At 45.2% G+C, this 25,802-nt stretch carries 20 protein-coding genes and 1 other annotated feature; of the genes, 4 read left to right on the top strand and 16 right to left on the bottom strand.

Annotation, left to right across the window (positions count from 1 at the left end; all coding sequences use genetic code 11):
• Positions 1-16: 16 nt before the first annotated feature.
• The 3 genes from AC1VYS_RS13475 to AC1VYS_RS13465 form a co-directional block, all read right to left on the bottom strand.
• The gene (locus tag AC1VYS_RS13475) at positions 17-814 is read right to left on the bottom strand and encodes a sulfite exporter TauE/SafE family protein (RefSeq protein WP_154889379.1); all 798 of its coding nucleotides are present in this window, start codon (positions 812-814) and stop codon (positions 17-19) included.
• A gap of 491 nt (positions 815-1,305) precedes the next feature.
• Positions 1,306-2,061: an SDR family NAD(P)-dependent oxidoreductase gene (locus AC1VYS_RS13470; protein ID WP_253494820.1), complete on the bottom strand. Its 756-nt coding sequence runs from the start codon at positions 2,059-2,061 to the stop codon at positions 1,306-1,308.
• A 365-nt stretch (positions 2,062-2,426) separates the two neighbouring features.
• The gene (locus AC1VYS_RS13465) at positions 2,427-2,867 is read right to left on the bottom strand and encodes a DUF6376 family protein (protein WP_482914674.1); all 441 of its coding nucleotides are present in this window, start codon (positions 2,865-2,867) and stop codon (positions 2,427-2,429) included.
• A 172-nt stretch (positions 2,868-3,039) separates the two neighbouring features.
• On the opposite strand from AC1VYS_RS13465, the gene AC1VYS_RS13460 reads away from it, so the two are divergent.
• Positions 3,040-4,008 carry a bile acid:sodium symporter family protein gene (locus AC1VYS_RS13460; RefSeq protein ID WP_482914673.1) on the top strand — a complete coding sequence of 323 codons (969 nt, stop codon included), beginning with the start codon at positions 3,040-3,042 and terminating at the stop codon, positions 4,006-4,008.
• A 102-nt stretch (positions 4,009-4,110) separates the two neighbouring features.
• On the opposite strand, the gene asd is transcribed toward AC1VYS_RS13460, so the two are convergent.
• The 5 genes from asd to AC1VYS_RS13435 form a co-directional block, all read right to left on the bottom strand.
• The gene (gene asd, locus AC1VYS_RS13455; RefSeq protein ID WP_482914672.1) at positions 4,111-5,196 is read right to left on the bottom strand and encodes an aspartate-semialdehyde dehydrogenase; all 1,086 of its coding nucleotides are present in this window, start codon (positions 5,194-5,196) and stop codon (positions 4,111-4,113) included.
• A 164-nt stretch (positions 5,197-5,360) separates the two neighbouring features.
• Positions 5,361-5,675, bottom strand: a binding site (T-box leader).
• A gap of 94 nt (positions 5,676-5,769) precedes the next feature.
• The gene (locus tag AC1VYS_RS13450) at positions 5,770-5,910 is read right to left on the bottom strand and encodes a hypothetical protein (RefSeq protein WP_482914671.1); all 141 of its coding nucleotides are present in this window, start codon (positions 5,908-5,910) and stop codon (positions 5,770-5,772) included.
• A 116-nt stretch (positions 5,911-6,026) separates the two neighbouring features.
• Positions 6,027-6,326 (bottom strand): hypothetical protein, encoded by a 300-nt coding sequence (locus AC1VYS_RS13445; RefSeq protein WP_482914670.1) that lies wholly within the window; start codon positions 6,324-6,326, stop codon positions 6,027-6,029.
• Positions 6,327-6,467: 141 nt separating this feature from the next.
• The gene (locus tag AC1VYS_RS13440; RefSeq protein ID WP_482914669.1) at positions 6,468-8,276 is read right to left on the bottom strand and encodes an ATP-binding cassette domain-containing protein; all 1,809 of its coding nucleotides are present in this window, start codon (positions 8,274-8,276) and stop codon (positions 6,468-6,470) included.
• A complete protein-coding gene (locus AC1VYS_RS13435; RefSeq protein WP_482914668.1) occupies positions 8,273-9,136 on the bottom strand; it encodes an ATP-binding cassette domain-containing protein in 864 nt (287 codons plus the stop codon). The genes AC1VYS_RS13440 and AC1VYS_RS13435 overlap by 4 nt, the downstream gene beginning before the upstream one ends.
• A 113-nt stretch (positions 9,137-9,249) precedes the next feature.
• Here AC1VYS_RS13435 and AC1VYS_RS13430 point away from each other — a divergent pair, with 113 nt between their 5' ends.
• A complete protein-coding gene (locus AC1VYS_RS13430) occupies positions 9,250-9,837 on the top strand; it encodes a biotin transporter BioY (protein ID WP_482914667.1) in 588 nt (195 codons plus the stop codon).
• A 158-nt stretch (positions 9,838-9,995) separates the two neighbouring features.
• Here AC1VYS_RS13430 and AC1VYS_RS13425 read toward each other — a convergent pair whose 3' ends face one another.
• The 4 genes from AC1VYS_RS13425 to AC1VYS_RS13410 form a co-directional block, all read right to left on the bottom strand.
• Positions 9,996-11,921: a beta-glucoside-specific PTS transporter subunit IIABC gene (locus AC1VYS_RS13425; protein WP_482914666.1), complete on the bottom strand. Its 1,926-nt coding sequence runs from the start codon at positions 11,919-11,921 to the stop codon at positions 9,996-9,998.
• Between the two features lie 212 nt (positions 11,922-12,133).
• A complete protein-coding gene (gene licT / locus AC1VYS_RS13420) occupies positions 12,134-12,964 on the bottom strand; it encodes a BglG family transcription antiterminator LicT (protein ID WP_482914665.1) in 831 nt (276 codons plus the stop codon).
• A 294-nt stretch (positions 12,965-13,258) separates the two neighbouring features.
• Positions 13,259-14,701 (bottom strand): 6-phospho-beta-glucosidase, encoded by a 1,443-nt coding sequence (locus AC1VYS_RS13415; RefSeq protein ID WP_482914664.1) that lies wholly within the window; start codon positions 14,699-14,701, stop codon positions 13,259-13,261.
• A gap of 302 nt (positions 14,702-15,003) precedes the next feature.
• A complete protein-coding gene (locus AC1VYS_RS13410; RefSeq protein ID WP_482914663.1) occupies positions 15,004-15,831 on the bottom strand; it encodes an amidohydrolase family protein in 828 nt (275 codons plus the stop codon).
• Between the two features lie 381 nt (positions 15,832-16,212).
• On the opposite strand from AC1VYS_RS13410, the gene AC1VYS_RS13405 reads away from it, so the two are divergent.
• Positions 16,213-17,946, top strand: a complete 1,734-nt coding sequence (locus AC1VYS_RS13405) for a cellulase family glycosylhydrolase (RefSeq protein WP_482914662.1) — start codon at positions 16,213-16,215, stop codon at positions 17,944-17,946.
• A 160-nt stretch (positions 17,947-18,106) separates the two neighbouring features.
• Positions 18,107-19,003 (top strand): manganese catalase family protein, encoded by an 897-nt coding sequence (locus AC1VYS_RS13400; RefSeq protein WP_482914661.1) that lies wholly within the window; start codon positions 18,107-18,109, stop codon positions 19,001-19,003.
• A 167-nt stretch (positions 19,004-19,170) separates the two neighbouring features.
• Here AC1VYS_RS13400 and AC1VYS_RS13395 read toward each other — a convergent pair whose 3' ends face one another.
• The 4 genes from AC1VYS_RS13395 to AC1VYS_RS13380 all read right to left on the bottom strand — a co-directional run bounded on the left by AC1VYS_RS13395 (position 19,171) and on the right by AC1VYS_RS13380 (position 25,799).
• Positions 19,171-21,174 (bottom strand): sucrose-specific PTS transporter subunit IIBC, encoded by a 2,004-nt coding sequence (locus AC1VYS_RS13395; protein ID WP_482914660.1) that lies wholly within the window; start codon positions 21,172-21,174, stop codon positions 19,171-19,173.
• Positions 21,175-21,191: 17 nt separating this feature from the next.
• Complete coding sequence (locus AC1VYS_RS13390) at positions 21,192-22,697, bottom strand: glycoside hydrolase family 32 protein (protein ID WP_482914659.1); 1,506 nt, start codon at positions 22,695-22,697, stop codon at positions 21,192-21,194.
• 176 nt (positions 22,698-22,873) lie between these two features.
• The gene (locus AC1VYS_RS13385; RefSeq protein ID WP_482914658.1) at positions 22,874-23,857 is read right to left on the bottom strand and encodes a LacI family DNA-binding transcriptional regulator; all 984 of its coding nucleotides are present in this window, start codon (positions 23,855-23,857) and stop codon (positions 22,874-22,876) included.
• 268 nt (positions 23,858-24,125) lie between these two features.
• On the bottom strand, positions 24,126-25,799 hold the full coding sequence (locus AC1VYS_RS13380; RefSeq protein WP_482914657.1) for a ribonuclease J: 1,674 nt from the start codon (positions 25,797-25,799) through the stop codon (positions 24,126-24,128).
• Positions 25,800-25,802 lie beyond the last annotated feature (3 nt).

Raw genomic sequence — 25,802 nt, 5'->3', positions numbered from 1 at the left:
AGATAAGAGCGTTAAATTAGAATATCGAAGACCATACTTTAACCGCAGTAATCGCGATCAGAAGAAGCAACCCATATCGAAGTAGCCGCACATTAACCATTGAACTTACTCTCGAGCCAATCGAAGCACCAATCAAACTTCCCAGCACCGTGTAAATAATCGGCTCCACCGGAATGTCTCCCGCAGATAACTTCCCTATAACACCTCCTATTGCAGAGATGAAAACAATCGCAAGGGATGAGGCAATCGTTGTCCGAACCGGAATCTTCAGAACAGTCAACATAACAGGGATGAGTACGAATGCACCTCCAGCCCCGACAATTCCTGAAACGATCCCCACAGCAAGCGAAGTACTTGAAGCAATCATTTTATTAAACGTTAACGGTTGGTCCAGATCCAGCCGCCCCTTGCTCGGGATGAGCATTAAAACAATCGCTATGATCGCCAGAATGCCATAAACGAGATGAATCATACGTTCAGCCAGCATGCCTGAGATAAAACCACCAATTAAACTGCCCACCAGAATACTGCTTCCCATGTACAGTACTAGTTTGGAATCGATCACAGCGCCGCTAGTTTTGCCTGCTTTTGCTTTTCTGCGAAATGCAACTACGCCCGCAAGCGAAGCAAAGAACACTTGAAACATGCTGATGGCTGACACCTGATGAGCCGTGAACGGTTCGAGCCCTGCCATTTCCGGCACATACAGCAGGAGAGGGAAATTGATGATCGCCCCACCAATGCCAAGCAATCCGGAGAAAAATGAACCGATTAGACCCAGTATAAACATGATGAAGAACAGCAAAAGATCCATCGGCTATAACCTTCCTTTCATGAACATAATACGAAGATACGAAATCAAAAAAAAGATAAAATTTCATTCCAAAAAACATATACAGGACACTTGGATTCGGGTATAATACTTTAAAACCAAGTAATTTAATCAGAAATGAGTGATTAAGCATGTTGAATGTGTTGAAGGCACTTTTTGTGAATACATGTCCTCGCTGTAACGAAAAATTACAAACACATCATGATGAATTATGCTCAGTCAAAACCTGCACTCATTGTCACTATAAAGAAGAAAGTTATGGCTCACTCGGAGTCCGTATTGTGTACGACACCACAAATGGATAAAACGAGCAGCCCTTATATTGTATCATGAACTCCTAAATTTCGGGATGATTCGACACTATTGTATGATGAATTTATTACAAGAGTGAACATGAAAAGGCACAGGATGATTACATCCTGTGCCTTTGGTTCATTTTTTAAATGCAATATGATTTAGAGTTAGATAACCCGTTATTTCGTTTTGAAACTCAGGAAGCCATCATCAACTGCCACTGTTGTACCGTTCATTGCACTCGCGGCATCACTGAACAGGAAGGTCACCACACTTGCTACTTTCTCCGGCTGGATCAACTCTCCGCGCATATGTTGAGTGGCCAATGCATCCTTCATGGCTTTGTCATTTCCGAGAATGGGAGTTTCGATGAACCCAGGCGCCACACCCAACACGCGAATTCCATGCTCGGCCAGTTCAAGTGCACCCGATTTGGACATCATCACTACTGCTGCTTTCGCCGCATTGTAGTTGAAGCTACCTACAGCTGCCACGCTTCCATAGATCGATGCTGTATTAACAATTGTGCCCCGTACGTTTAATTCAACCATTTTCTTCGCGCCATAATACATACCGTAGTATACGCTGTGTTGATCCACATCAATAACTTTGTGATAGGATTCCGGGTCCATCTCCAGAAACGGCTTTACAAGACCGATTCCAGCGTTGTTGAAAATCCCGTTGAATGTTCCATACTTTTCGACAGTCCAGTCAATCAAAGCTTTAATCTCATCACCTTTGGATACATCTACTTTATAAGCTCCGGCTGTGCCACCGGTTGCTTCAATCTCGGTCGCAACCTGTTTGGCTCCTTCTTCGTTAAAATCCGCGACAACGATTGTTGCTCCCTGTGCAGATAGTTGCAGTGCAGTTTCTTTACCAATTCCGCTTGCTCCACCTGTGATAACAATGACTTTTCCCGTATGTTCGGACATAACATAGATCTCCTTTGCTAAATAAAATTGGTTTCAATTTACTGAACTAATGTTAGTTACTATATATATGTTTATATTTTAACCTTACTAGTCTATCACCTTTTTGTCAAATGGGTCGATCATACGATGCGATTACGATCGACCAGCTTGTTACTAACAAACAATTAATCACCATCTTGGTATTCCCGATTGATACACGGCCAGCATTTTGGATCTTTGTCGTAATTCATATAGTTTTTCTTTCTACAAAATAAATATGCAAAAAAGACGAGCAGCCCTTCCAGATCACCCGTCTTCTATAATTTTCCTGTTCAAATGCTCCTTAAGGAGAAGGAAAGATTATTCTTATATTTAGTTTAAACTTATTATTCCGTTTGTAATCCGCTCAGCGGTTCCTTCAAGCTGTTGATGTTGTTGATTAATTCCGGAATACCTGTTTTCTCCCAATTCTCAGCAGTAATCCCTTGCTCCGCAATGGAAGTTTCGAATTGGTTCATTACCTCTGTCAGCTGATTATTATAACTAACCAGATTCTCATGAATGTTTTCTCCAATAGCAGGCGCACTCATCTCCGAAAATTCTGCGGCTTCTGCTTGGATCAGATCAATCTTCTCCTGAATCTGACCCGTTACATCCGGGTTATTGATGGCATTCGTTGCAAGTTGTTGTAACTCGGTTCCAGCACTCGATACCTGATTAATATAATCCGTAGCACCGCTTACATAACTCAAACTTTGATTGGCTTGCTCTACAATCGAACAAGCGGATAGCATCAACATACTGGAGGCCACAATGGCTGTGATCATCGTCCTGTGTCTTCTTTTTCGCCTTCGCATGATTATCTTCCTTTCTTCATCTCAGAATGATGGTACCTTACTTCATGATACTTGTTCACAAAGCTACATTGCAAATCAGCCTGCATAGCCGGACATTCCGATGTATAATAGGAGAATCATACAATAAAGGGATGTCGACATTATGCTTCAGGCCTTGAATCAACGCTTGAACCGCATCATGCCACTGATTACCCCCGCTAGTATTATCATTGGTGTTTTATGCGGCAGTTTTTTATCTTCTTACACGTATTTGTCGCCTTGGCTATTTGCCTTCATGACGTTCGCGGGCAGTATTAGTCTGAGCGTACGAGACTTTGTAAATGTCTTGAAAAAGCCTTTTCCGCTGTTTGTTTGCCTTCTGATCTTGCATTTGGCCATGCCTCTTATTGCGCTGGGCATGGGTCATCTTGTGTTTCCAACCGATGCTTATACTATCACAGGACTTGTTCTCGCTGCGGTCATTCCGACGGGTATTAGCAGTTTTATATGGGTAAGCATCTACAGGGGGAATATTGCGCTTACGCTTTCGATTATACTGATTGATACCTTGCTGGCTCCGTTTGTTGTGCCCGGCGTGTTATCCCTGCTTGTTGGCACAAGTGTCACACTGGATACGGCAGCAATGATGAGCAGTCTATTCTGGATGATTGTTTTCCCTTCACTGCTGGGTATGCTCCTGAATGAATGGACTAAAGGTGGGATCGTTCCTGTATGGGGACCTCGGCTTAATCCATTTTCCAAATTGTTTATGGCTTCGGTCGTTGCCATTAATGGCTCGGTTGTCGCACCCTATCTGGCTGACTTCAACTGGCGCTTGGCTGGACTGGCGATAATTATCGTTTTTCTGGCATCCTTCGGCTATGCACTCAGTTATTTCATTGCGAGATGGCTAGGTTGGAATGAAGCGGATCAAGTGGCTCTTGTTTTTAACGGAGGAATGCGTAACATTAGCGCTGGTGCCGTTCTTGCAGTTACTTATTTTCCGCCGCCCGTTGCTGTTCCTGTCGTACTTGGGATGGTATTTCAGCAGATGCTCGCGTCCCTTTCAGGGTACTTACTCGGCAGACGTTCTCAGCTATTGCGCAACTCGGATAAAACCTCAGCAGCTTGATATCGATTTTACTTGCAATGAAAATGGAATAAAAAAGGCTCCTGAACTGTCACTTGGAGATGACAGATTCAAGAGCCTTTTCACATTATATAAAAAAATCGCTTATTTCGGTTGAATATATCCTTCTGCTTTGAGCAGTTCAGCAATCAGTACGGCTCCACCAGCTGCTCCGCGCAGTGTGTTGTGGGACAACCCAACAAATTTATAGTCATAGAGTGAGTCTTCACGCAAACGGCCTGTAGAAACGCCCATGCCACGCTCGATATCACGATCCAGCTGAGTCTGCGGTCTGTTCTCTTCCTCAAAGTACGTAATGAACTGCTTCGGCGCGCTTGGCAGAGCCAGCTCTTGAGGACGACCTTTAAACTGAGACCAACGCTCCAGAATTTCATCTTTGCTCGGTTTTTTCTCGAAGTTCACAAAAACCGTTGCCAAGTGTCCGTCTGTTACCGGCACACGAATACATTGTGTTGTAATCAATGGTGCAGATGCTTTAACGATCTGATTATTCTCTACACTTCCCCAGATACGCAGTGGCTCCTGCTCACTTTTTTCTTCCTCGCCACCAATGTAAGGAATCACGTTATCTAGCATTTCAGGCCAGTCCGTAAAGTTTTTGCCTGCTCCCGAAATCGCTTGATATGTGGAAGCTACAATCTGTGTCGGGTTAAACTCACGCAATGCATGTAGAGCCGGCACATAACTTTGGATGGAACAGTTTGGTTTTACAGCGATAAAACCTGTCGTTGTACCCAGACGTTTTTTCTGAGCTTCAATAACCGCCAAGTGACCTGGATTAATCTCAGGAATAACCATGGGCACGTCTGCTGTCCAGCGGTGTGCGGAGTTGTTGGACACGACAGGTGTACCTGTTTTGGCATAAGCCTCTTCCAGCGCCTGAATTTCATTTTTTTTCATATCCACCGCACAGAAAATAAAATCAACCTGGCTTGCAAAAGCTTCAACCTGAGATGCATCTTGCACCACAATGTTTTTCACAGGTTCAGGGATTGGAACCGCTAGTTTCCATCTTCCCTTTACAGATTCTTCATACGTTTTACCTGCCGAGTTGGCACTTGCTGAAATCGCTGTTACTTCAAACCACGGATGTTGATCCAGCAGGTCTACGAAACGTTGACCTACCATTCCTGTTCCTCCGACAATACCGACTTTTAATTTTGCTGACATGGAATCATCATTTCCTTTCAAATTGAATTAGATCATCTGTTGTTGTCATCGTACATGGGATACTGGAACCTTCATATTCCCTATTATTCACACTATTCAGGCCAATCCAAAGCGTGTAATACAGCTCCGAAAAAACCAAAAAATCTCATCCCCAAGACAAAAGTCTCAGGGACGAGATTGAACACTCGTGGTACCACCCAGATTCGCAAATATGTCGCCACATTCGCCTCTTCAAGTATGTGAAGAATGACCGAGCTCCGATATAAGTTGAGGTAATTATCAACTAATTAGATGCTGTCTTCATCCATATACTCTAGCTCTATAACAGGAGCGCCTGTCACACCATCCTTCAGCGTAAGCCGATTCCGATGTGCTGCTCAGAGTCTTTATTCGATAAAAGTTTCTTTGCCCCTTTTCAGCTACCGGAGCTCTCTGATGAAAGAATAATTTTTATCTACTCGTCTCGTCATCGCATTTGATATTGCGATTATAATATCAAAATTCCAGTACGGAAGTAAACACATTTTTTTATAATTGCTGTTCCAGTTCACAACTTATTTCATTATTTACCTTTTAATTCGATTCAAGTCCCTCTTTTAACACAAATTCTTCTTTAGTTAAATCAAATAACAGCAGGTCATGGTGCTTGCCATCCGCATACACAACTTGACGACGCACGCCCTCCTGCACACATCCAAGTTTTCTCATCATCACAGCGGTTAACTCATCCAATTATAACCGTAAAAGAAAACCAAAATAGCCCCCATACAGGATGATCCTGTCGGAGGCTTGGCTAAAGTGAAGCTTAATCTAATTTCACAGAAACATCCTTACATCTTGCCTGGATATTGAGGTTCATGTACATCATCGGGTACCGTTTCATCAAAAACATCCTGACCCGGATAATCCCGAACCTCTCCGTCATGAAGCTCATGATTCTCGTAATCAAAACGGTGTGCGGTCCTCTGATCCACCCGCCATGGGGAACTCTTCCCAAAGGATTCCGACAACAAGGATGAACCGTAAGGGCCCTCTGGAAACTCCTCAAGCGTAATGTCATTCCGCTGTGATTCTACGGTGGACACATCGGTATATTCACGTCTGTCTTCTTGTAAAAACTTCTCATCCATCACTCGTGCCTCCTGATCGTCTTGAGATGATCAACGCACCTTTAAGGTGAGCGAAACGTGAAGTTTTTATGCATTTTCAATGGAAAACACTGCGTTTCAGCTGCTGATCCCTCAAGCAAATCAGCACTTCCATCCGCGCCATTACCAGTGGCGCAACGATACCAGCACAACAAACACGAGCAGTCCAAGGATACTCATCCAGGTATCCCGCCTGCTCCAGGACAGAAGTGAGGAACGAGCACCAAACGCGCCGTTTTCTCTCACCTTACGCATCTCCATCGCAATCGTCATATCTTCAGCACGCTGGAACAACGCCATGATCAGCGGTATAATCATAGGCCCCAAATCTCGTACACGAACCGTATTTGGCTTCAAAGCCGCTTTTCCGCGTGCCCGTACGATTAGTGAAAAGCGTTGCCACTCACTCCAGATCATCGGAATAAACCTAAAAACCAAGGATACAGCCAGTGCAAACGAAGCTACAGGTAGCTTGATTTTTCGCCCGTAAGACAGCACCCAGTTCAGTCCCTCAACCATGCGTCCATATGGCGTCGTAAGTGAGAACCACAGACTTGCAAGGGTTACAATGAACAAGCGATAGAGATTAAGTAATGTTCCCTCAGCCTGAGTCAAGGAAAATCCTAGTTGAATCCCGCTATCTCCTGTGGTCAAGGTACTTCCCGATAATGCTGTAGAAAGAACAAAAAATAAAACCAGTGGTTTCATCAATTTGATACATCCGATCAGAATCTGACGAGGCAAGATTGCCAAAGCACCGGCCACTGGAATTAAAGTTAACGTCAGTCCTCCCCAATGATGCTGAAGCATCGCCGCTGTAACGAGCAACATATATAATACCCATTTCAAACGTGGATCCATCATGCTTTTCAGTCGGCTGGAAGAACTTCGAAATGTAGAAGAAGGGGCTGTTCTTTGGTTAACATTCAACAATGAGTCTGTTATGGAAGAAACAGAAGATCCACGCCCATCTTCTCTTGAAATGATCGTTGCAGACGAGCTTGTACATGTCCCTCGTGTCATCGCAATGGTGTCATTGTCACTCTCCGCGTTGAGAGAAGCATTCTTCATCTTCAACTCCATCTCGGATCGTAAAATGGATTCCGCCATCTCTTCCGGGGTCATGGCTTGAGAACTGATGTGTACCCCTGCCTCTCTCAGTTGCGCCGCAAGTCGCATGGATGGAGGCAGACCGATTCCTGCTTGCACTAATTTCTCAGGATGTTTATATAGTTCCTGGGGCGTCAGGTCTGCTGTAAGACACCCTTCCCTCAATAAAAGTACCCGATCTGCATGTGGCAGGAATGTATCCAGGTCGTGCGTCGCAATGACGGCTCCTCCCCCTGCCACACGATGCTCATCTAGTGAATCAAGCAGTAACTTGATACTTTGTGCCTCGAGCCCTGCACTGGGTTCATCTAACAAAAGCCAGTCTGGCCTCGTCACATAACCAAGTGCAAGCCCTAGTCTGCGCTTCTCTCCACCACTCAGTGCAAATGGCGACCTGTCTAAGTGAAAACGTCGCTCCCCGTTATCCCCTTGAGGCGGGTCCCAATGTGCTAAGATTGCTTCGATCTGCTGCTCCTGTTCAACTTCATTCAAACGATAAGGACGGAGGGAATACTGTATCTCACGTTTAATATTTTGGGCGAACAATTGCTGCTCCGGAAACTGGAACACAAGTCCTATCTGAAGCAATACAGATTTGGATACCTTGCCGTTATGCCACATTGGCTCCCCTGCAAGTCTTATGTGCCCGGAATCCGGCGGCTTGAGTCCAGCCATCGTCTGCAGTAGTGTTGTCTTGCCAGAGCCAGTACAGCCTAAAAGCAGTGTGATCTTACCACGGTTCAGCTCCACGGAAATGTCATCTAGTAACGTCCGTTTGCTCCCATCAGCAACTCGCATACATATGTTAGTAAGTTCAATCACCAGTGAGCAACCTCCTTCGCAAGCTGCTCAGGCCTGAGGGGCATAACATGCTGCAGTTTCCCTCTCTGCTTCAAGATCAGGCACGTCTTCACCGTGAAAGGCGGTTCAAGACCAGCCTGCTCACAAGGCGATTTAAGCTCTTCATGCTTCTTGGTACCTGCAACCGCCCCTATTGCTGTTTCCGCTGGATAAAAAAAAGATATCGGCATACCCTCGTAGATACATCTTCCCTTATTCATAGCCATAATCCGGTCACATAAGGTCGCTTCCTCCAAATGATGAGTAATCCAGATTACTGCCGTACCGTTCCTCGTAACGGTCTCAATAATACGTTCTATACGTTCTCTCGCATCAGGATCTAGCATCGCTGCAGGTTCATCCATAATTAGCACATCTGGCTTGGACGCAAGAGCTACTGCGATGTTAAGCAGCTGTTTCTGCCCACCCGATAAACGGGCAATTACCGTATCCAGCGGGTGAGGAAGTCCCACAAGATGTAACGCTTCTTGTCTGCGCCGTGCTTTCTCCTCGCTCGATATATGTACATGCGATAAAGCAAAATGAAATTCTTCTTCAATGGTATCTCCCAGCACCTGTGCATCGGGCTGCTGTAACACACCGCGAATGGTCAGATGATCCGGGACATTTCGTTCGCCACCTGATAAAGGAATATAACCAAGCAGTATTCCAGCAAGCGTGCTTTTCCCACTGCCATTGGCCCCCACGATACTTAACCACTCTCCCGCTCTGAGTGTGAGCGAGACACCGTCCAGTGCCTTTTTTACTTCACCGCCTTCGGCAGCATAGTGCACGCGGACATCTAGCAATGAAATGATAGGTATAGCTAACCTCTCTTGCATTCCAAAATTATTCCTTTCGCATTCTGAAATTATATGATAATATGCTAATCGTCAACCTAATTAAAAATAATGGTTAACAATCATTTTATCAAAATCGAAAGGATTGTACAAACATGAAATTATCTTTGCGAGGTATCGTATTTAGTGCATTAATGGCTGCTGTTCTCGTTATTTTTGGATACATAAGCATTCCTCTTGGCTTTTCACCTGTTCCGATTACTTTACAGACTTTAGCTGTGATGTTGGCTGGCGGCCTGCTCGGGCCGCTCTATGGTTTTCTCAGTATAGCTCTAGTCGTTGTGCTTACAGGGCTTGGTTTTCCTCTGTTACATGGTACAGGCGGTCTTGGGGTGTTACTGGGGCCAACCGGGGGATACGTATTCATGTGGCCGTTTGCCGCGTTGCTCATGGGTCTGTTGCTCTCCAAAGTGCAGATTAGAGGATTCAAAGGATTTTTGTATGCTTTTATAATCATCGAATTGTTTGGTTCCCTGTTAATCTATGTCACTGGTGTTCCTTGGCTGGCGTATCGATTCAGCATGTCGTTATCGGATGCGATGATTCAGGGCTTCTATCCTTATATTATCGGTGATCTGATCAAAGCCGTCTTTGCGACAATCATCATTGCTCCGGTTCGCATGGTCTATCCACCTTCGCGGTTGACGGGTCATATGCACTCTAATGTAGTAAAAGTAAGTTAATAGCAATCTTCCTTCCATAACCATCGGCAGCTAGTCAAGGTGATGCACGACAAACAACCGCCACATCGTTCTCTTGGCGGTTGTTTGTTTATTTATAAAAACATAATTTCCATTCATCCATGAGTGATTCATCTAGTGCTTCATCGAAATTTATAACGTTAGGCTTTACTAGCTTCTGTTCCGACGATTTTCAAGAGCATGTCCTTGTTGCTTACTTGTCCAGTAGCTTGCGGGATAACATCACTGTAATCTGCCGAATTCGTTACGATGATTGGTGTTACGGTATGATAACCAGCCGCTTTAATTTGCTCAATATCAAACTCTAGCAGCAGATCACCTGCCTTCACTCTGTCGCCTTCCTCGATATAAGAGATAAAATGTTGCCCATCAAGTTTGACCGTGTCCACACCCACATGTACCAGAATCTCAGCACCTGAATCCGACACAACAGCAAGGGCATGTTTCTTTTTAAAGGCGACGGTTACCGTTCCATCAAAAGGAGCAACAACTCGCCCTGTTGACGGCTCAATTGCAATTCCTTTCCCCATCGCGCCTGAAGCAAACGCCGGATCTGGAACCTCTGCCAAATCAACAATTTTACCTGCAATCGGGCTTAATACTTCTTGATCGGAAGTAGCTGTAACCTGAGCAGATGACTTCGAAGAAGCATCTTTATTATGTGTAGCCGTTGTTCCAGCAGATGGTACGGATTCCGCCTTTGTCTCTTCATCATCGACAGGGTCTTTGAAGCCCATGATATACGTTAATACTGCAGACACAATGAAAGATGCGGCGATACCGATAATCAAACCTGGGAAACCTTGACCACCCGGTCCGTAGAAGATCGGCAAAGTCAGCAATCCAGGTGCACCGGAAGCGAATGCTTGCGTACCTGCTTGACCGATAATGGCACCACCCACAGCACCACCGATAACCCCTGCGATAAATGGACGTTTCAACGGCAGTGTTACACCGTAAATAGCTGGTTCGGTAATCCCGAACAGAGCTGTAAGTGTTGAAGAACCAGCGAGTGTTTTTAATTTTTTATTTTTCGTTTTGAGCATGACCCCGAACGCTGCACCCGTTTGAGCAAAAACAGAAGCTGTCGCTGCTGGTTTCACACCATCCTGACCGTGTACGGCAATGTTATTAATAAATACAGGCACCAGACCCCAGTGTACACCGAAAATAACGAGCAACTGCCAGCTTGCACCCATTACAGCTCCGGCAAGTAGCGGACTGAATCCAAATGCAGCCACCATCGCCGATGCAATACCATTACCAACATATACACCAAATGGCCCGAAGACAAGCAGTGTGAGCGGCACCATAATAACAAGCAAAAATAGCGGTGTAATAAAGTTTTTGAGACTTTCATGAAAAAGCTTGTTGAAGAATTTCTCCAGCTTGCTCATCACAATAACGGCTAGAATGATTGGAATGACTGTAGAAGCATAACTCATCAGTACTACCGGAATACCGAAAAAGTCTGTTGGCGTTCCGTCCGTTTTCAACTGAATAATCGTTGGATAGATTAGTGCTCCTGCTATCGTCAATGCAACAAATGCATTTCCTTGGAATTTACGTGCTGTTGTAACCGCTAACAGCAAAGGCAGGAAGTAGAACAAACTATCTGCTGCTGCATACAGAATGATATAAGTCGTCTCTGTCTTTTCGAGCCAACCGACATTGTTGGCAATCAGCAGCAAACCTTTTAAAATACCGGCTCCGGCCATTACACCAAGGAGCGGTGCAAAGATGCTGGAGATGACGTCAATGATACCGCCTAACCCTTTAACTTTTTTGCTGCTTTTTTCCTTACTCGATGAATCGTCCAGAATGTTACTAATTTGTCCTATGGCTTGATAGACTTCAGGAACTTTGTTGCCTACAACAACCTGAAATTGACCTCCGTTTTCTTTAACGGCGATGACACCTTCCGTTTTCTCCAAACCTGCTTTGTCGGCCTTGGAATCATCCTTCAATACAAACCGTAACCGAGTTGCACAGTGTACCAGTGATTGTACGTTTTTCTCACCGCCAACCCGTTCAACAATCTCTCTAGCCAATTTTTCCTGACTCATGATATGCCCCTCCTACGTGTGGTCTAACAGGCTTTTTACCGATTTTTTTGCACACAAAAAACCTAAGCCTTGCGTAAATGGACATAAAATGCCGAAATACACATGACTTAGGTTTTGCCTGCATAACCAGTAACAATCCCAGTTAAATCGTATTCAATTCCTGTTACAAACATAATAATATAATTTAACCATTTATGTCAATAATTAAAATGTTAACGGTTCACGACACGTTCGATATGCACCGTGAGATATAACTTTTCCTCATTGGTGAGTTCGTGATCATATTCTTTTTTGACAAACAATGCGATTTTCTCTACACATGCTGCTGCTTCGGGATGTTTCTCCTTAATCATGTCGTAAAAGTGATCATAATTATTATCGTAATGCGTCCCGCTAAGCACTCGCTGGGAGAAAAACTTAAGATGTGTAATAAAACGGAAGTAACTGAGAGAATCCTCATCAAACTCCATTTTGAAATGATACTTGGCGATATTAATAATCTGCTGGATAAACTTCGTAATATTCATCGTTGTAATGACTTCTTCGTTCATTTCAGCATTCACCAAATGCAGCGCAATAAACGCGGCTTCATCCGGAGGAAGTTCAATGTTCATCCGGCTGTTGATCTGCTCCAGCGTACGCAGTCCCAGCCCGAATTCAACTTTGTATAGCTGCTTGATCTCCCACATCAATGCGTTTTTAATCTCAATCCCCTCATGGTAACGCTCGATGGCAAAATGAATATGATCTGTAAGCGAGACATAAATGTTCTCGTTCAATTTACGCCCCAGATTATCGCGGGCATGGGCAATCATTTCCTCCACAATTTCAACAAGTTCCATTGGAACTTCGCGCAGCAATGTTTTGAAATTATCGGAGGTCTGTTTGTTTTTCAAGGCAAATACTTTCTGAATCCGGGTCTCATCTACTTTATCTCCCGGCTTTTTCTTAAAGGCAATCCCACGTCCCATCACCACAAGCTCTGCCCCGTCGGCCTGATAGATGCTAATGACGTTATTGTTGATAACCTTTGCTATTTTCACTTCAATCCCCCCGGTCACGTTCCACTCTCTAGTCGCAGTGATATATCCAATTATGGGCATACAAAAAAAACCTGGAGCATCACAAAATAAACGAGACGTGGCAGTCTGCTTTTTGAGTGCTCAGGTTTTGCCTACGTGTGATGTAGTAACAATCCCAGAAATGATATATTTGCGTCAAGTATAGCGTGAACTGCGTTAGATGTCAACGCTTTCAAGGAGCAGACATCAGGAAGTTACATGAATTCATGCAACTTCTGATGTTTGGAAGCAGGTATTTTCGAATAAACCCTGAAACTACTTGTCTCCCAGATCTGTTCCGCCGGATGCGATAACATTTTTATACCATTCGAAGCTTTTCTTTTTGATACGAGTCAATTCGCCCTTGCCTTCATTGTCACGATCCACATAGATATAACCGTAACGCTTTCTCATCTCGCCCGAAGATGCACTAACGATGTCGATCGGCCCCCAGCTGGTATAACCAATGATGTTGCAACCATCCTGAATGGCTTCGCCCATCTCCGCCACATGGCGTTTCAGATAATCAATTCGGTACGAATCATCCACTTCACCCTCAGGAGTAACTTCATCGTGTGCACCAAAGCCATTCTCGACCACAAACAGCGGTTTCTGATAACGGTCATGTAGCTGGTTTGCCGTAATCCGGAAACCTTTGGGATCAACCGTCCATCCCCACTCCGATTTGGCCAGGTATGGATTGGCTATGGAGCCAAACACGTTGCCGCTTGTCATATTTTTGTTTACTTCAGGGTCTGTACTGGTTGTCCGACTGGAATAATAGCTAAATCCGATATAGTCTACCGTGTGATTTCGCAAAATGTCTTCATCCTGCGGCTCCATCACAATGTTCAAGTTGTGATCCTTGAAGAAACGTTTGGCATAACCCGGGTACTCCCCGCGTGATTGCACGTCGATGAAGAAATAGGACTCTCTGTCCTTCTCCATGCCCTGGAATACATCTTCCGGGTTACACGTGTAAGGGTAGAAGCTACCTGCTGCGAGCATGCAGCCAATCATGGCATCAGGGATAATCTTATGGCAAGCTTTAACGGCAAGCGCACTTGCAACGAGTTGGTGGTGTGCCGCTTGATATTGAATTTCTTTGATATTGTCGCCTTCGTTAAACGCCAGTCCGGCTCCAAGGAAAGGTAGATGAAGAAGCATATTAATCTCGTTGAACGTCATCCAGTATTTCACTTTATCTTTATAACGGGTAAATACCGTTATAGCGTAGGTTTCAAACAATTCCACCAGCTTGCGGCTTCTCCAGCTTCCATATTGCTCGATCAGATGTACAGGTACATCGAAGTGAGCTAGCGTTACCACCGGCTCGATGCCATGTTTCAAGAGTTCATCGAACAAATCATCGTAAAATTGCAAGCCCGCTTCATTCGGCTCTGCATCTTCACCGGTTGGGAAAATGCGTGCCCAAGCGATCGACACACGTAACGCTTTGAACCCCATTTCGGCAAAAAGAGCGATATCTTGCGGGTATCTATGGTAGAAGTCAATTGCTTCATGTGATGGATAAAACTCACTGGCTAGTGGTGTGAACGCCGGAACGTTCCCTTTCATAATGCTTCTCCGGTTTTCTCCTGTTGGCAGCAGGTCAACAATGCTCAGTCCTTTGCCACCTTCAAGATATGCTCCTTCTGCCTGGTTGGCTGCAATCGCTCCACCCCACAGAAAGTTTTCAGGAAATTTAAATGTTGTCATTCGTATTCTCCTTTCAAATATGTAGTTCAAATGATCCGCCCCTGTAAGGCCTTCCAGGTCTGCGACTAAGAAAATAGAAAAAACCCGAACCAGCCTGTACACACCTAGTGTGTGTCACAAGCCAGCTCAGGTTATGCCCTTATTCGGTAACATTCCCAGAAAACATTATGCGGATTAGGTAAAACATTACCAAGAAACAGGAAATATGTCAACGAGAACGAGTCATTAACATATCCCTTATGGATTATTTACGGCCAATTACAGGTCATTTTTGAATTATACAAACGCTAATTCCCAGATCATCACAAGTTATAAAATGCCGCACAGTTATCACCCAAAATCAGCTTTTGCTCCGCTTCTGGCAAGCTTTGAACATGTGTTTGCAACAGATTAAACACCTCAGCATATGTACCCGCTACGGTGCATACAGGCCAGTCCGAGCCATACATCACTCGCTCTGATCCAAACGCTCGAAGTACCGTATCCAGATAAGGGGCGAAATCTTCCTGTGTCCACTTATTCCAATCTGCTTCGGTGACCATACCAGACAATTTGCAATAGACATTAGAACAGGATGCCATCGCTTCCATTGCATCCTTCCAAGGAGATACAACACCTGCTTTAATATCAGGTTTAGCCAGATGATCAATGACAAAACGCTGCTGTGGAAACTTTTGAACCAACTCAACAGCATACGGAAGTTGCTCCTTCGATACGAGCAAATCATAGGCCAGATTATACTGCTCCAGCAGGGCAATGCCTTGTTGAAAGTCTTCACGCAGCACAAACTTAACATCCGGCTCGTCTTGTATGACATGACGAACTCCCTTCAGCCAAGGGTTAGCCGCAACCTTTTCCAGTTGAGATGAAGCTTCCTCAGAGCACAGATCTACCCAGCCCACAACGCCTTTAATAAATTCGTGCTTGTCCGCAAGTTCGAGTAACCAATTCGTTTCTTCAAGACTTTGCCGGGCCTGCACAGCTACACAGCCTGATACGCCGGATTCCTTGAGGATTGGCTGCAAGTCTTCCGGCAAAAAGGAACGCTGAATCACGCTCATCTCTTCACCGATCCATCCATAATCACGGATGTTATAATTCCAGAAATGTTGATGTGCATCGAGTTTCATGTGATGTGCCCTCCTATGTTATCCACGTTAGTTCTTAGTTTCAAGTGTAATACCAGTCAATTAAATATAAATCAAATGCAGCAGATAAGCACTAGGGCGTGTCTTGAAATCCTACTGAAGTGCATCTTTTACCGCCTTTTCGCCCCCTGCTGCGTCAGTTTCCCTTGACTAGCCCCGGCACGCCTGCAGAAAACTCCCTTCTTGGAACGAAAATTCAGCAAAATCTGCTTTCTTCAGCGTTTTCAGACACACCCTAATTTCCGAATGAATTTTATTCTAATTGTGATGGTATTTCCTTCCTGTATCCTGTGATATATTTACTGTTCAGAAAACGCTTTCAACATTTGAGCACAATCAATCCAATTCAAAAAGGAGATGTTATTGATGCGAAAAAAACGAAAGTCCATCCTCTCATTCACGGTGGCGGCCGCCTTGGTTCTGTCATTGTTCTCCGCCGCTATGGCTTCTGCCGCTACAGACAGCCTCGAATCAGCCAGTAAAGAAGCCCCTGTAACTGTAAGTAAAATGCAAACCTATGTTAACGCGATGCAACCCGGCTGGAACCTCGGCAACTCGCTGGATGCTGTCGGGGATGATGAGACCGCTTGGGGTAATCCACGCATTACGAAAGAACTGATACAATCCATTGCCGATCAAGGATACAAAAGCATCCGTATCCCCGTTACCTGGGAAGCACACATTGGTGACAAACCTGAATACACCATCAATACCGCTTACATAAATCGAGTTCAGGAAGTTGTCGGCTGGGCACTTGATGCAGACCTCTACGTCATGATTAATCTCCACCATGATTCCTGGCGCTGGATCAGTACCATGGAGAAAGACTATGATCATGTTCTTGCGCGCTACAATGCCATATGGACTCAGATTGCAAACAAGTTCAAAGATGCTCCCGATAAGCTGATGTTTGAAAGTGTCAATGAACCCCGCTTCACCGAAGGCGGCACAACCGATGCAGCTACTGGATACCGCATGCTGGATACGTTGAACACTTCTTTTCATCATATCGTAAGATCGTCTGGCGGAAACAACGAGACTCGCCCACTTGTACTGCCTACCATGCATACTTCATCCGCTCAACCCGACCTGGATGCGTTGAATCAGACGATCCAGAAACTAGATGATCCCAATCTCATTGCTACCGTACATTATTACGGCTTCTGGCCTTTCAGCGTGAACATCGCGGGATTCACCAAATTCAACGCCGAAGTGCAAATGGATGTTACCGATACGTTCGACCGCGTATATGACGCCTTCACAGCCAAAGGCATTCCAGTCATCATCGGTGAGTATGGTTTGCTCGGGTTTGATCAGCATACAGGTGTGATTGAACAAGGTGAAAAATTAAAGTTTTTTGAATTCGTTGGACATTACTCGCGTCAAAAAGAAATGACAACCATGCTCTGGGACAATGGACAACACTTTGGACGTACCAGCTTTACCTGGTCGGATCAACAGCTGTTTGATATGATCCGGGCTAGCTGGAATGGCCGTTCCTCCACGGCAGAAACCGATCAAGTTTATCTTAAACAACATGAACTCGTTAAGGATGTGAAAATAGCTCTGCAATTCAATGGAAATCGGTTCTATTCGTTGAAAAACGGCACGACTCCACTGGTTAGAGGGAAAGATTACACGATTCGAAAAGGTGTCCTCACGTTAAAATCCGGTCTTCTCTACCGGTTAACTGCTGAAGATAAGCTCGGCGTAAATGCCACACTTACAGCCGGGTTCAGCGAAGGTGCAGACTGGAAGCTGAATATTATCCAATACAACACACCTGTGCCCATTGATGCGAAGGGTACAACCAGTGCTTTTTCTATTCCAGTCGATTTTAATGGCGATCAACTCGCCACTATGGAGGCAACCTATGAGAACGGAGAAAATGCCGGCCCTCAGAACTGGACATCTTATAAAGAATTTGCCTATACGTTCAGCCCGGATTATGAACGCAACATTATTGAGCTGAAGCCTAACTTTTTTAACGAAACGAAAGATGGCAAAATCCATCTCAAGTTCCACTTTTGGAGTGGTGCTGTGATTGACTATACTATTACAAAGAATGGAACTCAGGTTACAGGTAGCTCCTCCTGATCTGCTCTTTATCCACAAACGTTCTGTCCAGAGCATGTGCTCTGACAGAACGTTTTTTTATTCGTCTTTCTTCTCACTCTCTTAGATACGACAAAAGGTTGCATAACGTACAAGTCAACCTTCATACCTTTACGGTAATGAGGATTGAGGAGGAATTGATATGTTTAAACGTGTAGATCGTCTTGCTATTGAACTGCCTATATCGAATAATCCGGACCCGAATGGCGCCAGTGCGGTACAGGAATTACTCGGTGGAAAATATGGCGAGATGTCAACGCTGAACAATTACATGTATCAGTCGTTTAACTTCAGAGGCAGATCCAAGCTACGTCCCTTCTATGACATCGTCGCCAGTATTACGGCTGAAGAATTCGGTCATGTCGAACTTGTCGCAAACACGATTAATTTGATGCTCGAAGGCTCGACGTCACCTGGCGAACCAGACTCCACACCGCTTCGCATAGCCAAGGATTTACGTATGACTTCACATTTTATAGAATCCGCGCAGACGGCACTGCCCTATGATTCCATGGGAAGACCCTGGAATGGCTCGTATGTCTTTAGTAGTGGTAACCTGATTTTAGATCTGCTGCATAACTTCTTTCTGGAATGTGGAGCAAGAACACATAAGATGAGAGTTTATGAAATGACCGACAACAATACGGCTCGTGAAATGACAGGTTACCTGCTTGTACGGGGCGGTGTGCATATTCTGGCTTATGCCAAAGCGCTGGAGATAGCAACAGGTGTAGATGTAACCAAGCTGATCCCCATCCCCTCTCTCGATAACAAAGCGTTTGAGACCACCCGCAAATGGGAAGCGATCGGTGAACAGCGGCGATTGTACACGTTCAGTGACAAGGATTATCAGCAGATTGCCCAGATTTGGAAAGGAGTACACCCAGACGGCGGCAAACTGGAGGCCTATGCGGGCTTGCCTGGATATGGCGGGCCCATTCCCGAACTTCCCGACCTGCCCGAGGAGTTCGCTCCAGGTATATCCCCAGAGGACTTTCTACAGATTGCAGAACGGCTCAAACGAAACGCTGGATTATAATAATCAAAGAAAAGGGAAACCCATGGGTATATCTCCACCCGGTTTCCCTTATTTTTGTAGTTTCCTCTTATTTTTTTATATTGAACGGATTGAAATTGTTATTTTAAATTCTGCTTAGAATGTTCTCATGCTGATGTAACGGTTACATTGTTTTACGTGACATTTACTTATTGTGGCTCCGTAAACTCTACCGTCAGCACTTTTTTCCCGTTTGCTTGCACAATACCCCTTGATATCGTTCTCACAGAAGCAATCGCTTCGTTACCGCTTGGGATTAGTACAGGAGTAATCAGCGGTAGTCCCGCCTCCTCGAGGGTATCCATATCAAATTCAATGAGTAGTTGCCCGGCAACTACAGCATCCCCACTTTTTACATGGGTTACAAAACCTTTGCCTTTCAATCCAACCGTATTGATACCAATATGAACTAGAAGCTGAACTCCTGTCTCGTGCTCCAAAATGACAGCATGTTTACTCTTATCCATTACATGGGCAACAACACCATCAAACGGAGCATATACTTTGCCTTCGGAAGGTTCAATCGCGATGCCTTCGCCCATATGTTTTTCCGCAAATGCCGGATCAGGTACCTGCTCCAGTTCAACGACTGTACCATGGATCGGGGATGCGATCTCCAGAAGTTTCACTTTTGAGCGAGATGTTGCGCTAACTGATGCGGATGCTGTTGACGCAGTCGTTACCTGTGTCGACGCTGCTTCCGATACTGATGACGCAGAAGCCGCAGTTGTTGTATCAACAGAGGAACTATTGCCGGAAGTCGCCTCAGCGGGTTGATCTTTATAACCGAAGAACCAGGTCAGTGCAAAAGCGATCCCCATTGCCGTTACGTTGGACAAGATGTACAAAGGCAATTGACTATTCAGATACAGAAGTGTTCCCGGAATGACCGTCACAGCCATCCCCGTACCTTGCAGATGAAAGAGCGAAGCGATGAAACCACCAACTGCACCCCCAACCAGACCCATCACAAACGGTTTCATGTAACGCAGGTTCACACCAAAGATCGCTGGTTCCGTGATACCAAGGAATGCGGATAACGATGAAGGAAGCGCAAGTGCTTTGAGCTTCATATTTTTGGTTTTCAAACCCACGGCAAGACATGCCGCTCCCTGTGCAGCCATCGCACATGTAATAATCGCATTAAACGGATTAAAACCCGTTTTCTCCAGTAATTGAATCTCCAGAAAGTTGAAAATATGATGTACACCCGTAACCACGATGATCTGATGGAAGAAACCAATAATAACGCCCGCGATTCCGTAAGGCAGATCGAGTACAGCCGTTGTGCCGTGCAGCACCCATTCTTCAAGCGAGTGAAATACTGGGCCAATGGCGAATAGTCCTAGCGTAATCATAACCGTTAACGTAATAAATGGAGTCAGAATCAGATCCAGTGCCTCAGGCACACGTCTGCGCAGTACCTTTTCAAACTTTGCACCGAGTAAACCTACAAAAAAGGCAGGCAGTACCGAACCCTGATACCCTACGACGGGGATAAACCCGAACATATGCAAGGGTTGCGCCGAGCCATCAGCTACAGCATAAGCATTCGGTAGCGCTGGATTCACCAGCATCAGACCAAGTACAATCCCGAGCACCGGGCTCCCGCCGAATACGCGGAATGCGGACCAGGCGACAAGCGCAGGCAGGAACGCAAAAGCCGTATCCGTTAAAATCTGCGTGAACAACAGAAAGTTTGGCGAAATATCATCAGGCGTTGCACCGAACCATGCCAAAATTTCATTTTGCGTAAGCAGTCCGCGCAGCCCCATGAACAGGCCTGTTGCCACGAGCACAGGAATAATCGGAACGAAGACATCACCAAACGTACGAACTGCCCGCTGAAATGCATTGCCTTCCTTTTTCCCCTGACTCTTTACTTCTTCTTTCGATGTGCCTTCAATCCCCAGCTTCTCAACTTCTTCAAAGATTCGGTTGACGGTACCTGTGCCGAAAATAATTTGATATTGTCCCGAGTTGAAAAAGGCACCCTTCACCTTGTCGATGTTTTCGACTTGTTTCTGATCAATCTGTTCTTTATCCTTCACCATAATGCGAAGACGTGTTGCACAGTGTGCAAAGGAGGCGATATTGTCTTTTCCCCCAACGGCCTGAATGACCTCTTGGGCGATACGTTGATTATCCGACATGCTGTCTCATTCCTCTCTCATTCCATTTCATACTTCCAAATGACCATTTTGAAGTTTGCCTTGCCACCGTGTGCAAAAAAACGAATACCTGCACTGTCCCGACTTGGGAAGATCCGGCTGGTGAAGACTTCCTGCCCATCGTTGACAAATATCTCGACCGAGGATGAATCCACGAACATACGCAATTTGATTACATTGTGCACTTCTATTTCTGAATCCACATCCAAATTACAGGAGCGAATCGTACCATTGGCTTCCGACAGTGCTGCACCAGAAAGACTGCGATCCAGTATTAGTTTGCGATCCAGTCGATGATACTGAACGATCGTTTTCTCCGCATCACTCGCCCGAAACTCAATGCCAACAAGGTTTGCATCGTTCTGACTTATCTCACATTCGAGTTCGTAAGCGATGCCATTAAATCCTGCAAAAGATCGGTTCTCATTGTTAATCGTACTCTGAGCTTGGATACCTTGTTGTCCCCCGCGTAGCTGCGCCATTTCCGGAACCGGCTGCTGAATAAGCTTGCCACCTTGAGTTGATAGTTGACGCGGAATCGTTAAACAATGAGCCCATCCGCTGTCATCTGTGGGATACGCCAGATCAGGAAGTCCCATCCACGCGACTAAAATGCGTCTTCCGTCCGGTGAATCCATCGTCTGCGGCGCATAAAAATCAAAGCCTCGATCCAATTCGTGAAACTCCCCATGTTTGAATTCTCTCGTCTCCAGATTCAGAGGTTCGCCGATGAGATAACCGGATTGATAAATGTTGTGGTATCGTTCTGCTTCCGCCTGAATGCCTTGCGGTGAGAAGATCAATATACCCTGACCCTCCATCTCCAGATAGTCTGGGCATTCCCACATGTAACCAAAAGAAGGCAGTGTTGTCATGATCTCACCAAGAAACTGCCAATGTTTCAAATCTGCCGAGCGATACAGCACCGTGCATCCTGTCTCATCCGTTCGCTGGGCTCCAATGACACAATAATAAACATCATCGTACTGCCACACCTTGGGATCTCGGAAATGCTCGGTATATCCGGCCGGTACATCAGAAATAACAGGATGATCGAATTTGGTGACTACATTCTCCTCATCCATGATCGCCAAACACTGATAGGGGTGTCTGATCCAGTTCTCATCCCGTGTATTGCCTGTGTAGATCAGGTTTAATTTACCGTCTTTTTCAATCGCACTTCCGGAATACGCTCCATGGGAGTCATAAGCACTTCCGGGTTCAATGGCGATGCCAACATTCTCCCAGTTCACCAAATTGTTCGAGCGGGTATGAAACCAATATTTCATGCCATGCTCTGTTCCAAGAGGAAACCACTGATAGAACAGATGATAATAACCTTGATAATAGGAAAAGCCGTTAGGGTCATTGAGCAGACCCGTCACCGGCTGAATATGATAACTTTGTCTCCAGGAGCATGTAGCGATCTGAGCTTCCAGCTTGGCAATCTCTCCAGGCTCAGCTTGCTCAATCCGTCGGTAGAGCTGCTCTCTTGTCATTTTCATACGTCATATCAATCTCCAATCATGATGCAAAAATCAGAAGTCTTGCAGAAGAGGAACCGGTTCCAAACCAAACAAAAAAATAATTCCATACAACAATCGTTGCTTGCCCAAGTCCTCATTCTCAAATTAAAAACAAGAGTGGAACCGGTTCGATGGAATTATCATAAAGGATCAATTTATATTTTGTCAACGCTTTCTCGGAGAATAAGTTCAACATCCAGAATGGTCTGCTTCCTCACACGCTCCCCTTCTACCAGCTGGCTAATGTGGCTCGCGGCAAGCTTGCCTGCTTGTAAATAATCATATTTTACCGTCGTCAGCGTTGGATGAATCATCTCCGTAATATCATACCCACCAAACCCTGTCACTGATAATTGCTTGGGAATTCGAACTTTTTGGAAGGAAGCTGTTTTCATCACACCCATCGCAATATTATCTGTCGCTGCAACGATCACGGTTGGTCTGTTTTGTTGCAGAATCTCCTCGGCTGTAATCACGGCTTCAGACATTTTGAAGCTTGTTTCATAATATCTGACATTACAATCGCTACACTCATCAATCGCGCGTTTAAACCCTTGTTTACGATGAATACCTACAGCCTGATCCTTCTCACTCACACCCATGAACACGATATCTCGGTGCCCCTGATCAACCACATATTTTCCCATGATATAGCCAGCTTGGTCGTCATTATGAATCAGACAATGCAGTGACTCATGTTGCTGTCCCACTAGTAATACCGGAATCCGGATGTCCTCGATAGCTTTCAAGTGTGCCTCCGTTATTTCAGCAGCGAGCAGAATGATCCCGGACACCTTTTGTCTGGCAAAATCATAAATTGCATCGATCTCACGCTGCATATCCTGGCTCGTATTCGCTATGAGCATCTGATATTGAAGCCCTCGCAACTCCTCGTCAATACCGATCAACGTTTGGGAGGTCGCATAAGAATCCAGCCGTGGAACAACTGTGCCAATAATGCTCGTCTTTTTCGCTTTGAGACTCTGTGCGAAGGTATTTGGAACATAATTATATTGTTTAATAATACGCTCAATCTTCTGACGGGTATCCTCGCTGACCGAGCCGCCATTCAAATAACGGGACACGGTACTCTTCGCCACGCCTGCCATTTGAGCGATATCCGAAATATTTTTGTTCATAAAAAACTCCTCTGTCCTCTCCGTTTCTGTGTAAATAATTAGCCTAAGTTATTTATAAATCATTCATTTATGTATTATACCGCGAATCGCGAACCTCAGCGAATACGAGCAAGAATGACACAGAAAAAAAAGCCCGGTTCACGCAGAAGCTCACAGCGCCGTGTGCTACTAAGCAATTGAACCGAACTTGGCAAAGTCGTTTTGTAAACACATAAGTCTAAATACATGAGGCAAGAATGGTCTTCTGTTTTGCTTGCAGACATTCCGTTCAAACCTCGATAATAATCGGTAAAATCATCGGACGCCGCTTCGTTTGTGCATAAATGTAATGACCAATCTCGTCCTTTAGCTTACGTTTCATCACATTCCACTGATTTACACCAGCGCCCGTTAATTCATCCATTCGCTTGACCACCCGTTCATGAATTTCACTCATGAATTGTTCCGAATCCTTCACAAAGACAAAACCTCGGGAGATAATCTCCGGGGAGGCAACCATTTGTTTTTCTGTTTTGCTTAGCGTGGTTACAATAACCAGCATACCATCCGACGACAGTTGCCTGCGATCTCGAAGCACGATATTGCCTACATCACCGATAATCAATCCGTCAACCAAGCTGTTGCCCGAAGGAATTTTGGGACCTAATGAAGCAATGCCTTCTTTGTATTCCACCATATCTCCGTTATTGACGATAAACACATGACTCTGCTCAATGCCGACTGATTCAGCAAGCAATCTGTGCTGATACAACATCCGGAATTCACCGTGAATCGGAACCAGATAATCCGGTTTCATCAGAGTAAGCATCAGCTTCAACTCTTCCTGACTACCGTGACCTGATACATGCATACCTGCTGCTCCGCTGGAGCCATAGATGACTCGTGCACCCAGCACATACAGGTTGTCGATGACATGAGCAAGATTTCTTTCGTTACCGGGTATAGCTCCTGCTGCAATGATGACGGTATCTCCCGATTCAATACTAACTTGAGGATGTTTGCCTGCAGCAAGCCGGGACAAGGCAGCCATCGCCTCCCCCTGGCTTCCGGTACATAACACAACCACCTGCTCGCGCGGAAACTGACCTGAATCAGCGGCCTCAATTAACAATCCGTCGGGAACGTCAAGATACCCGAGTTCACTTGCCACATTTACAACGTTAATCATGCTTCGTCCAAGCAGTGCAAGCTTACGTCCGGTCTGAAAAGCGGCGTTAACGATCTGTTGCACTCTGCTGATATTGGATGCGAAGGTAGAGATAAACACTTTTTGCTTCGCACGAATAAAAGCATCCAGAATATGATCGCCGACAACACGTTCCGAAGGTGTAAACCCTGGTCTTTCAGCATTCGTACTCTCCGAAAGCAGCATATGCACCCCCTGTTTTCCGATTTCGGCCATGCGATGTAAGTCAGGGAAAGGACCATTTACAGGGGACATGTCAAATTTAAAGTCTCCCGTATGCACCACGTTGCCTGCTGGCGTTTGAAAGAAAATCCCCAGACAGTCCGGGATGCTGTGACTCGTTGCAAAAAAAGAAACGTCAATACTTCCCAGCGTGATCTGAGAGTTTGCGTCAATCGTGTGCAGATCGGACTGGCGCAGCAAGTTGTGCTCCCTCAATTTTAGCTCGATCAGTCCACGAGTCAGCCTGGAAGCATAGACTGGAATGTTGATTTGTTTTAAAAGATACGGAATTCCGCCAATATGATCTTCATGACCATGGGTAACAACAAGAGCCTTCACCTTATCCTGATTTTCGAGCAGGTATGTTATATCCGGCACGATAAGATCAATTCCTGGCATCGTTTCATCAGGGAACTTGGAACCACAATCAATCACAATGATGTCTTGATTGTACTGGATCAAATACATATTTTTCCCGATTTCATTCACGCCGCCAAGTGCAGCAATATACAATCTGTTATGAGCAAACTTCAAAAT

The organism is Paenibacillus sp. G34, from assembly GCF_056856875.1.
Note: the sequence above shows the minus strand (reverse complement) of the source record. Positions and strands in the feature narration are given on the sequence as shown.

Excerpts from the sequence above, each read along its gene's own strand:
- AC1VYS_RS13475 (WP_154889379.1), bottom strand. The coding sequence starts at position 814 with ATGGATCTTTTGCTGTTCTTCATCATGTTTATACTGGGTCTAATCGGT.
- AC1VYS_RS13430 (WP_482914667.1), top strand. The coding sequence starts at position 9,250 with ATGAAATTATCTTTGCGAGGTATCGTATTTAGTGCATTAATGGCTGCT.
- AC1VYS_RS13410 (WP_482914663.1), bottom strand. The coding sequence starts at position 15,831 with ATGAAACTCGATGCACATCAACATTTCTGGAATTATAACATCCGTGAT.
- AC1VYS_RS13435 (WP_482914668.1), bottom strand. The coding sequence starts at position 9,136 with ATGCAAGAGAGGTTAGCTATACCTATCATTTCATTGCTAGATGTCCGC.
- AC1VYS_RS13460 (WP_482914673.1), top strand. The coding sequence starts at position 3,040 with ATGCTTCAGGCCTTGAATCAACGCTTGAACCGCATCATGCCACTGATT.
- AC1VYS_RS13390 (WP_482914659.1), bottom strand. The coding sequence starts at position 22,697 with ATGAAAATGACAAGAGAGCAGCTCTACCGACGGATTGAGCAAGCTGAG.
- AC1VYS_RS13445 (WP_482914670.1), bottom strand. The coding sequence starts at position 6,326 with ATGGATGAGAAGTTTTTACAAGAAGACAGACGTGAATATACCGATGTG.
- AC1VYS_RS13425 (WP_482914666.1), bottom strand. The coding sequence starts at position 11,921 with ATGAGTCAGGAAAAATTGGCTAGAGAGATTGTTGAACGGGTTGGCGGT.
- asd (WP_482914672.1), bottom strand. The coding sequence starts at position 5,196 with ATGTCAGCAAAATTAAAAGTCGGTATTGTCGGAGGAACAGGAATGGTA.
- AC1VYS_RS13385 (WP_482914658.1), bottom strand. The coding sequence starts at position 23,857 with ATGAACAAAAATATTTCGGATATCGCTCAAATGGCAGGCGTGGCGAAG.
- AC1VYS_RS13400 (WP_482914661.1), top strand. The coding sequence starts at position 18,107 with ATGTTTAAACGTGTAGATCGTCTTGCTATTGAACTGCCTATATCGAAT.
- AC1VYS_RS13465 (WP_482914674.1), bottom strand. The coding sequence starts at position 2,867 with ATGATCACAGCCATTGTGGCCTCCAGTATGTTGATGCTATCCGCTTGT.
- AC1VYS_RS13470 (WP_253494820.1), bottom strand. The coding sequence starts at position 2,061 with ATGTCCGAACATACGGGAAAAGTCATTGTTATCACAGGTGGAGCAAGC.
- AC1VYS_RS13395 (WP_482914660.1), bottom strand. The coding sequence starts at position 21,174 with ATGTCGGATAATCAACGTATCGCCCAAGAGGTCATTCAGGCCGTTGGG.
- AC1VYS_RS13415 (WP_482914664.1), bottom strand. The coding sequence starts at position 14,701 with ATGACAACATTTAAATTTCCTGAAAACTTTCTGTGGGGTGGAGCGATT.